General features: G+C 68.5%; 7 protein-coding genes. 4 read left to right on the top strand and 3 right to left on the bottom strand.

From position 1 onward, the window contains the following. Nucleotides 1–26: 26 nt before the first annotated feature. The 3 genes from ACIGZJ_RS22225 to ACIGZJ_RS22215 form a co-directional block, all read right to left on the bottom strand. The gene (locus ACIGZJ_RS22225; protein WP_396458830.1) at nucleotides 27–248 is read right to left on the bottom strand and encodes a DUF5988 family protein; all 222 of its coding nucleotides are present in this window, start codon (nucleotides 246–248) and stop codon (nucleotides 27–29) included. A gap of 273 nt (nucleotides 249–521) precedes the next feature. Next, nucleotides 522–3,140, bottom strand: a complete 2,619-nt coding sequence (locus ACIGZJ_RS22220) for a response regulator (protein WP_396458829.1) — start codon at nucleotides 3,138–3,140, stop codon at nucleotides 522–524. Nucleotides 3,141–3,153: 13 nt separating this feature from the next. Continuing rightward, nucleotides 3,154–3,690, bottom strand: a complete 537-nt coding sequence (locus tag ACIGZJ_RS22215) for a heme NO-binding domain-containing protein (RefSeq protein ID WP_396458828.1) — start codon at nucleotides 3,688–3,690, stop codon at nucleotides 3,154–3,156. 526 nt (nucleotides 3,691–4,216) lie between these two features. Between ACIGZJ_RS22215 and ACIGZJ_RS22210 the strand changes: the two genes are divergently transcribed. The 4 genes from ACIGZJ_RS22210 to ACIGZJ_RS22195 all read left to right on the top strand — a co-directional run bounded on the left by ACIGZJ_RS22210 (nucleotide 4,217) and on the right by ACIGZJ_RS22195 (nucleotide 9,679). Next, nucleotides 4,217–5,038: a hypothetical protein gene (locus ACIGZJ_RS22210; RefSeq protein WP_396458827.1), complete on the top strand. Its 822-nt coding sequence runs from the start codon at nucleotides 4,217–4,219 to the stop codon at nucleotides 5,036–5,038. Nucleotides 5,039–5,389: 351 nt separating this feature from the next. Continuing rightward, nucleotides 5,390–7,003 (top strand): peptide chain release factor 3, encoded by a 1,614-nt coding sequence (locus tag ACIGZJ_RS22205; RefSeq protein WP_396458826.1) that lies wholly within the window; start codon nucleotides 5,390–5,392, stop codon nucleotides 7,001–7,003. Between the two features lie 412 nt (nucleotides 7,004–7,415). Next, on the top strand, nucleotides 7,416–8,591 hold the full coding sequence (locus ACIGZJ_RS22200; RefSeq protein ID WP_396458825.1) for a hypothetical protein: 1,176 nt from the start codon (nucleotides 7,416–7,418) through the stop codon (nucleotides 8,589–8,591). After that, on the top strand, nucleotides 8,588–9,679 hold the full coding sequence (locus tag ACIGZJ_RS22195; RefSeq protein WP_396458824.1) for a hypothetical protein: 1,092 nt from the start codon (nucleotides 8,588–8,590) through the stop codon (nucleotides 9,677–9,679). The genes ACIGZJ_RS22200 and ACIGZJ_RS22195 overlap by 4 nt, the downstream gene beginning before the upstream one ends. Nucleotides 9,680–9,984: the final 305 nt, after the last annotated feature.

Raw genomic sequence — 9,984 nt, 5'->3', positions numbered from 1 at the left:
TTTGCCGGGGAATCGGCCGCTGTGCGCTACTCGGCGATTGCCGTGCTGTAGCTCCAGCGGAAGACGGGCAGCAGCTGGCCGTCGACGTACTCGGTCCCGCCGCTGCGCTCGAAGTGCTGGTACTGGCCACGGCGGGTCACCACGACCTGGGAACCGGTGAGAACCGGTTCGGCGTCGGCGTGATCCGCTGGAAGGCTGTCGTCCGCGCCTTCCAGGACGACCGCCCGTTCGGAACCCGTGGGATCCACGACGAAAATCCTTGCAGACATGCCTGCTCATCTCCAGCCGGAGAGTTGAGAAAAGATTGATCGTTAGCGTAGGGGGTCGGTCCGAAGACCGGCCTTGCCGTGATTTATTTATTGATTTCAGTAGATCACGGCAGAATCGAGTCTGCAACAAATCACAAACCGTGACGAAAAGTGGAAATGTATACGAACTAGAGAGTTCTGATAATGCTGCCGCTGCCGCTGCCGCTGCCGCCGCCGGTCACCGGGCGCGGGGGCGAGGGATCGGGAGAGCCGTCACCCGGCGGTCAGCCGCACGACGGCTTCACGGATCTCCTGCTCGACCCGGACGAATTCCTCGACGGCTTCGCCGGGGTCGACATCGCTCAACGACCCCGTGCGGGCCTTTCCCTCGATGCCGGCCGCGATGGTGGAGAGGGGTCCGGCTCCCAATGCCTTCGCGCTGGATTTGAGCGTGTGAGCGGCCCGTCGCACGGTGCTCACATCCGGGTCCGACAGGGCGGAGATGAGGCCCGGCGCGTCCTCGACGAACAGATTTGCCAGCTCCGCGACCGAGTCGGCGTCGCCCAGGTCGTCGCACAGCCTGTCCAGAACGGCCGGGTCGACGGCCGCGCCGGCCTTGGGCTGCGCACCCGCGGCGGTTGCCGCGGACCGCCGCTCGGCGGCCGCCGGAGCCTTCTCCAGTGCCTCGGCCAACTGCCGCATCTTGATGGGCTTCGCGATGTAGTCGTCCATCCCCGCGGCGAGGCACACTTCCCGGTCGCCCTGCATCGCGTTCGCGGTCATCGCGATGATGTAGGGCCGAAGATCCGCGGCGACCAGCCGCTTGATCGTGCGAGAGGCTTCGAGGCCGTCCATGACCGGCATCTGCACATCCATCAGGACCACGTCGTAGCTGCCGCTCCTGACCGCGTCGACGGCCTGACTGCCGTCCTCGACGATCTCGGCCCCGTAGCCGAGTTTCTTCAGGAGGAGCACGGCGAGCTGCTGGTTCACCGGATTGTCCTCGGCGAGCAGGATCCGCAGAGCCGAGGGCGTTGCGGCGGGCTGCGCCGGCTGGGCCGCCGCGGCGACTCCCCGCCCGGCCACCACGGTCAGCAGGGCGTCATGCAGTTGCGATGATCTGATGGGTTTGGTCAACGAGGCGGAGAATTCGCCCTGGCCCGCGGGATCGCGGGGAGCCGCCAGCGAGGTGGCCAGGATCAGTGGCAGGCCCTCACGTCCCGGAATCCGGTGGATCCTCGTCGCAAGCTCCGCCCCGTCCATGTGCGGCATCATCATGTCCAGGACGGCAACGTCGAACGGACTCGACGAGGACAGCAGTTCGAGCGCCTTCACGGGCGAATCGGCCTCGGTGGCCAGCATGCCCCAGGCAGTGGCATGGCGCCTGATCACCTCACGGTTCACCGCGTTGTCGTCGACGACGAGAAGGCGCTTGAGTCGCAGCGGCTGCTCGACGACAGCCTGCCGAGCGGCCCTGACGACGCCCAGCTCGACCGTGAAACTGAACGTGGAGCCCTCACCGGCTTGGCTCTCCACACTCATGGTCCCGCCCATCAACTCGACCAGGCGCTTGCTGATCGCGAGCCCGAGGCCGGTCCCCCCGTAGCGGCGGGTCGTCGAGGAGTCGACCTGGCTGAAGTCCCGGAAGAGTCGGTCCATGCGCTCGCTGGGGATGCCGATACCCGTGTCGGACACCGCGAACGTGATGCGTGCGCAATCGGCGGTCGGCCCGGACGCCGGGTCGGCCTTCACCGAGATGACGATGTCACCGGAGTCGGTGAACTTGACCGCGTTGGACAACAGGTTCGTCAGCACCTGCCGGATGCGCATTCCGTCGCCGAGCAGGGTGTCGGGAACGTCATGGTCGACCAGACAGGCGAGTTCGAGGGCCTTCTCCGCCGCGCGGGCGGCCACCACGTTGAGCCCCGAATCAACGGTGTCGCGCAGCGAGAACTCGACGCGTTCCAGCTCCAGGCCGCCGGCCTCGATCTTGGAGAAGTCCAGGATGTCGTTGATGATTCCGAGGAGCGCCTCCCCGCTGGAGTTGATGATCTCGGAGAAGTTCCGCTGCTCGGGCGTCAGTTCGGTGGAGAGCAGCAGTTCCGTCATGCCGATCACCGCGTTCATCGGCGTCCTGATCTCATGACTCATCGTGGCCAGAAAGGCGCTCTTGCTGCGTACGGCGCTCTCGGCGGCAAGTCGGGCGTTCTGCAGCTCCTGCTCCGCGCGCTCCCTCGCGGCCACCCGCGACAGCTGCGCACCGACCTGGAGCAGTAGCTTCTCCAGGATCTCGTCCCGTTTGATCGATCCCGGCGGGGCGAAGAACTCGAGAACGAGGATGGGCCTCCCGTCGAGGAGGACGGGGACGGCGAGGCACTCGGTGATCCCGAACTCCTGGCACCGTGCGATGTACTCGACCCGGCTGTTCTCCATCTGATCGGAACCGCCCCCGACGTCGACCGTCACCATGACGCCGCCGGACAGCAGCGCGCGCTGCACCGGTCCGTAGCCGGTCGGGAGGACGGTTGCGCCGGTTCCCCGGAGCGCCGAAAGCCGCTCCGGGTCATCCGCCCACCAGAAGCGGGAATCGGAGGTCGGCGCGCCGCTGTCCGGAGGGATCAGCAGGGCATGGCCGACGGGGCATCGCACGAAGGCGCAGATCCCTTCGACCGCGGCCAGGAGTGGATCGGTGGCGTGGGTCGCGTTGTTGCACGCCGCGGCCACCGACTCCAGTAACTCCAGGCCCCGCTGCTTCTCGAGCTCCTGGTCCTTCGCGTCGTGCAGTTTCCGGATCATGTCCTCCGAAATCAGCTCGGCTTGTCGTCGTGCCTTTCGCTCCTTCTCCAGCAGGGTTTCAAGAATGGTGTCATGACTGTCCTTATCGCGCTCCACCGCGTCCTCCTGGTCAGGTGATCGACACCTCGTACACGCATTCCTCATCTCCCCGCCTGGTGCATTTGGTCTGCTTGATGTCGACGGATTCGCGGAAGTTCTCGGCAGCCCCTTCAATGAGGCCCTCCCCGAACCAGCACAACTGCCGTTCCGACCTGTAGCGCATCACCAGGACGTCTTCGGACGAGGTGTCGAAGGTGAAGCTCGGGACCTGGGCGCCCGGGTAGAGCCGCCGCACCTCCGGATGAATGATGTCCTCCAGCGTGAGCAGGAACGTCCGAGTCGAACTGTGCCCGTCGAAGAAGGTCGGATAGCGCTCCGCGAAAATGGGAATGGACTTGCGCCCCAGCCACCGGACGACCTCGTCCTCCTTCATGTCCAGCCCCGAAGCGGCTGCGGTCACGATCCTGAAGAATTCCTCGTCGGGGTAGTTTCCGAGCGATGTGTACGCCCCCTCGACGCCGGCGGCGTCGATGATCTCCCCCCATTTTCGCGGTCCATAATTCTGCGAGACGATTTCGTCGAGAAGATCGAAAACGACGCCTTTCATGGCATCTCGTCCTTCGTTGGGGAATGTGGTTCGCTCGCCCTTGGCGCGCGACGGCGAAAGGGGGGCCGCGCTGTGGTGGCGTCGCCCTGGGCGGCGAATCCAGGATACGCTCGCGACAGTGCGGGTGCGAATCAATTGGATACGGTGAGTGACCCGGATCGCCTGCCTTTTGTGCGGGGAGTGTGCGGCTCGGTCGCCGGGTTCCGGGGCCGCCGATGTCGCCGGGGCGGCCGGTGTCGTCGGGCCCGCCGGGGTCGTCGCGCGGCGCTGCACCAGGTGCTCGCCGCTCCAACAGGGCCCTCAGGGCGCTCAGGGCGCGGGCCGGGGCGTTCAGGCCGGCCGGAGAATAATCGGGTGACTGCGTCTCGAGGGCGGTCTACGTTGTGCATCAACGCCTCCCGATGCGCTGGGTCTTCCGGTTACTTCTCTGACTACTCATACCGGCACCTGCTTTCGATCACGGGGGGCGTTTCTCGACGCGCCGTCATCCGGCCTCTTCCACGCGCCCGCCAGGGGGACTTCCTGCATGACCCGGTTCAATCGCCAGCGCGTCAAAGCCGCCACCAGGGTCGAGATCCGCACCGAGACACCGGAAGTCTTCGCTGCCGGCGCGAGTGGGCAGTTGGCGCTCCACGGCAGGTGGCCGGTCGTCCCGTGGTTGACGTACGCGCCTTCGACCGCCCCCGGGCCCTCGGCCCTGACCGAGGCATGGCTCACCAACCACCAGGGCGGAGCCGGTTGGCAGCGCGACCCGCGCACCGACCTGTTCGTGCTCGCCGTGACGCACTTCTCCGGCCAGCACAGCTTCTACGAGCGCGCCACCGATCGTGAGGAGCGCTTCACCTCGCTGGTCCGCCGCTTCGCCCTGGAGGACCCGTGCTGGACGCTCGGCCTGCTGCGCTGGCTGCGCGGCCAGGCGCAGATCCGCTCCGCCGCCGTGGCGGGCGCCGTCGAGTTCGCCCAGGCCCGGGCCGAGGCGAAGGCCGGTAGCCGGCCGGTCCAGGCAGCGCCGGACGATCCGCTGCTCGCCGTCGTGGAGCGCTTCCACGACCTTGGTGGCACGGACACCGCCGGTGCCGTCGCCCGGCACTTCGACGACCACCACCGCGTCGTGGTGATCACCGACGAACAGCCCGGCCTCTTCGGGCGGCTCGACCCGTTCGCGTCCGTCCCGCCCGGTGTCCCGGTCTACACGTGGAACCTGTGCGGCTACCGCACCGGCCACGCCCCGCCCGCTCCGAACCGGCATGTCTTCGGCGGCCTGTCCGACGCCGCGTTCCGACTGGTACCGCTACTGGAGGCCGGCGGAACCGAGCAGTGGCCTTGGGAGCTGCCGACCGTCGGCTGAGGCCCCCGGCCCGGCCGCACAACGGGTTTCGACCAGGGCGGCGCCGTCGACGAGGTGGTGGGGAGGAGCCCGATCGCCGTCCTCTCAGCGTCGATCCGTTGTCCGGTCACCACGAGAACATCGAGACGGTCCAAACCGTCGCGGCACGGTCGCGGAAGCCCGCCTGTGTCGAAGAACGGGCGGCGGGTGTGAGAGGGGCGGAGCCGGGACAGCAGCCGGCAGACGGGGAATTCGGGGTCACGCCGTCCGGCAGCCTATTATCGCTTCTTGGGCCTGTGGACCTGATCCCCGGCTCACCAGGTACGGAGAGGCGTCACCCGGCCTGCTGCCGATGCGTACCCGAGGAAACACGTGAGCACCGAACAGTCCGTCCCCGTCCCGCAGGTCCTTCATGAGGCCGGCCGCCGGCGGACCTTCGCCGTGATCAGCCACCCGGACGCGGGCAAGTCCACGCTGACCGAGGCGCTGGCGCTGCACGCACGGGCGATCACTTCTGCCGGTGCGGTGCATGCCAAGGGTGACCGGCGCGGTGTGACCAGCGACTGGATGGAGCTGGAACGCGAGCGCGGTATCTCGGTGACCTCGGCCGCATTGCAGTTCGGCTATCGCGGCAACGTGATGAACCTGGTCGACACCCCCGGCCACGCCGACTTCTCCGAGGACACCTACCGGGTGCTGGCCGCCGTCGACTGCGCGATCATGCTGGTCGACGCGGCCAAGGGCCTGGAGGAGCAGACCCGCAAGCTTTTCGCGGTCTGCCGCCACCGCGGCGTCCCCGTGATCACCTTCATCAACAAGTGGGACCGGCGCGGCCAGGACGCACTCACCCTGCTCGAGGACATCGAGACGCACCTCGGGATCACCCCCGTCCCGGTCGTCTGGCCGGTCGGCGACGCCGGTAACCTGCGCGGCCTGGTCGAAGCGGGGAACACCGAGCAGATGCTGCGCTACACCAAGGTGCCGGCCGGCACGCACGCCGCCCTCGAGGAGCGGCTCACCTCCGAGGAGGCCGCCGAGCAGGAGGGCGAGGACTGGACGACCGCGCTGGAGGAACTGGAGCTGATGCTCTCCTCCGGCCCCGGCTACGACCAGCAGGCCTTCGAGGACGGCAAGATCAGCCCGGTCTTCTTCGGCGCCGCGCTGACCAACATCGGTGTGAAGCTCCTGCTGGACGCCGTGGTCGACCTCGCTCCGGCTCCCGGGCCCCGCCCGCTGGCCAAGGGCGGCAGCCGCGAGGTCGGCGAGGAGTTCTCCGGCCTGGTGTTCAAGATCCAGGCGAACATGGACCCCGCCCATCGCGACCGGATCGCCTTCGTCCGGGTCTGCTCCGGTGTCTTCGAGCGCGGCATGCACGTCACCCGCGCGGCCAGCGGCCGCTCCTTCGCCACCAAGTACGCGTCCACCGTCTTCGGAGCCGAGCGCACCGTGGTCGACACCGCGTACCCCGGCGACGTGGTCGGCCTGATCAACGCGAGCGCGCTGCGGGTCGGCGACACCCTCTACACCGGCAGGCAGGCCGAATTCCCCCCGCTGCCCGCCTTCGCCCCCGAGTACTTCGCGGTGGCACGGCCCAAGGACATCAGCCGTTCCAAGCAGTTCCGCAAGGGCATCGCCCAACTCGATGAGGAAGGCGTGATCCAGGTACTGGTCTCCGACCGGCGCGGCGACCAGTCGCCGGTCATGGCTGCGGTCGGCCCGATGCAGTTCGACGTGATCCTGCACCGGATGGAGCACGAGTTCTCCTCCGCAATCCACCTCGACCAGCTCTCCTACCGCTTGGCCCGGATCACCGACGCCGACGGCGCCGCAGCCCTGGCCAAGGCCCGCCTGACCAATGGCGAGGTGCTCACCCGCCGCTCGGACGGCGCGCTGCTGGCCCTGTTCGCCGACAAGTGGCACCTGAACGCCTTCCAGCGGGCTCAGCCCGACATCCTGCTCCAGCCGCTGATCGCCACGGCGGACTGATCACCGACCTCTCGGTACGGTGGCGCGGCTCCCCGAGGGCGTGCCGGCCGGGACCGCCTGCTAACGCTCGCCGCTCAGCGGTCAGACCTCCACCCTGCGCGTACCGCACACCACCGGGCATACCGCAGGTATCACTACCTGTAACCGCCGCCAGCACTGCGAAGCTTCAGTGCGAGCAGTGGGTCTCGCCCCGCCGGCGACGAGGTGATGGCACAGCACCTGCGCTGGGCTGACATCGGGGTGTCGCTTCCACAGCTGCACCGATCGGCCCTTGGCGAACTCCTGGAGAGCGCGTCCATGGGGGAACTGCAGCGGCTGTCCGAGCTGGTGGCCGAGGCGCGCTCACCCGGGGGCGACTTCGACCTCTGGGCGGTGAACGCCGTCGCCGCCCTTTCAGGAGCGCGGCCCCGAGGTGGCCGGGCACATCGCCGCTCTGACCGACGGACGCCAGCGGGCACTGCTGTTCACGGCGGCGATGCTGGACGAGGCGCCGGCGGATACGGTGTTCCGGCTCTCCACCGCGCTGCTGACGAAGCTCGGCCACCCTGAGGACGAACGGCCCCGACTCGATCGAACCGATCTGACCCAACGCCTACGCGAGTTGCAGGTGGAGGTGCGCCAAGGGCGGATCCGCTTCGACGCCCTGGCGTACGGACCGGCTGTTCGATCCCATTTCTGGCTCTACTACCCGGACCTCCGGGCAACATTCGGAGCCTGGGTCGCGGACACGGTCAGGGAGGTGTCGTGGCTGGACCAGGCCGACCGTCGGAAGCTGGTCAGCCGGTTCACCGAACAGGCGCTGAGGGTCGGCGACGCCCGCGTGTTGACCGATCTGGTCGAGTCGTGGGCGAGGGAGACCAGGCTGCTTCCCGAGGCGATGGCGGTACTGGACCAGGGGCTCAGGGACGAGCAGTCGGGCGCGGCGTTCCGGGTGAAGATCTACGACTGGTCGCGGGATTCGCTGCTGCATCCGAATCTGGTGCGAGGCCTGGCCCGGATCTGTGTCGATGTGATGGCTCCGAACCACCCCGACCAGGCACTCGTTCGCCTGCACCAGCTTGCGCGGAGGGAGTCCGGGACCGTCCCGCGGTATGCCCGGGAGTCCCTGCTCGAACTCGCCCGAAGGGACGCGCGGTTGTGGGAGAAGTTGCTCGGCCGGGTGTGTGAGGGAATGAGGCGCCCGGAGCCGCGGCACCCGGATGCCGTGATCTTCCTGGAGCTGGTGGACCCACCCCCGTCCAAGGCTCGACGCGAGGACGTGATCGAAGGCTGGCGCGGCGTGTTGACGGTGGCACCGCCCGAGGTGTGGGCGCCCGGGGTCGCGGCATGGCTCTCGGCCGCCCGGGGGGAGCGGGACGGGGGCGAGCGGCTGATGGGGATCCTCATCGAGGCTGCCGACGGCGGGCTCGACGTGCTCAGCCGCTACTACCTGTTGGCGTACGACTGGGCGGCCGAGCCGGATGACGCACCATCGCCGGTGAGCCGGGCAGATGTCGCTGCGCGCTTCCGCCGGGAGATCGACCGCGCGCAGGGCATCGAGCCGCTGGAGCCGGCCTCGGCCAGGGCGACCGAGTGGAGCGGGATATGAATGGTACGGGAAAGACGCCGCTGGTCAGCCTGGCCCTCGCAGCGGGCCTGATGACCGTGGGTCTCGGCCTGTCGGCCAGGTGGCCGGTTTGGTTGTGGGCGGTGCCGGTAGCGGTCGCCGTGGTGCTGGCGATTCTGCTTGCGTCGGCGCGGTCTCCGGAGCCGGAGCCGGAGCCGACGTACTCGGACGAGCCGTCGTGGGAGGAGACCCGCGTCGTCGACGTGGCGCTGCCGAGCCGGGTACCGGACTACGACTTCCGCTTCTCGGCGACTGTGTGGTGGCGTCCGATCCCGAATGCGACCGGTCTGGTGCATGCGGACCCGGCCGGGCTGGCGGTCGAGACGGTGCTGAACCGCGCCCGCGAGGTGACTGAGCATGAGGCTCCGGAACGGCTGGATCTCCTTCTGCACCGGTTGAACGGCTTGCTCGGCACGCAGTCCCGGGATGCGTCGAGGCTGGTGGAGGCCATGGGAGGTCGGGTCGAGATCAGGCTGTCGGAGGACGACCGGAACCGGCTGGGGAAGCTGTCCGAGGTGCGCAAGACCGAGGAGGTCTGGGAGCACGAACGGCGGTACGAGCAGAGCAAGCGGGCGTACCTCGGTGACGACGTCCTGAAGTCGACCGGCAGTGCGTTGGTGTGGTGGCTGTCCCGTCACGACGACATGGTCACGGAGGCGGTCGACCTGATCGGTCCACTCGCGCGGCTCTCGGCAGCGGCCAACGACGAGGCCGTGGCCGACTTGTACCAGCATTTGGTCCCGCAACCGGTGCCGCAGGCGGTCCCGGACCCGGACGGGGTGGCACCTTCCGACCGCCCGGGCGACGGCGGGGAAGGCGGCGCCGAAGCGGGGCCGTCGGGTCACCCCTGGCCCGCAGGGCCGACCGGGCCGACCAGGGGCCCGTTGGTGATCGGTCCGCTGAACCAGTTCCTGGACGATGTCGAGGTGGCCAGAGAGTCCCCTGAACGGAAGGTCTGTGCGCACCGGATGGCGGAATTCACCGATGCGGTGGGGCGGCCGGAGCACGCCAGGCTGATCCGGGAGAGCCTCCGGGGCGACGAAGGAGGCGGCCCCAGGGCCGCTGGGTAGCCGGATGGCGGGCCCGGCATGCGATGGACGGAGGGCCGTTCCACAGATTCTCCGGCCAGGTGGGCTGGATGAACTCGTAGGCGAAGATGATGTCGGTCGACTCGGTGTTGGTCAGCCACAGGTTGACGGTCAGCAGCGTGCCCGGCGTAGCGGTGTGCTGATCCACCGACAAGGTGGCCCCGGCGAGGTGGCTGTTGTCGCGGACAGGGATGAGGCGGGGGAGGCCGGGCGCCGCCACCGCACCGTCTGGCGGGCCTTGGTGAAGGTTGCGAGGCCGCACCGGCGGGAATACCCCAGCCAGCTTC

The sequence above is a fragment of the Kitasatospora sp. NPDC052868 genome (assembly GCF_044547105.1).
Classification (GTDB): Bacteria; Actinomycetota; Actinomycetes; order Streptomycetales; family Streptomycetaceae; genus Kitasatospora.
The sequence above is the reverse complement of the archived record's forward strand: the minus strand, read 5'-3'. Positions and strand labels throughout refer to the sequence as shown.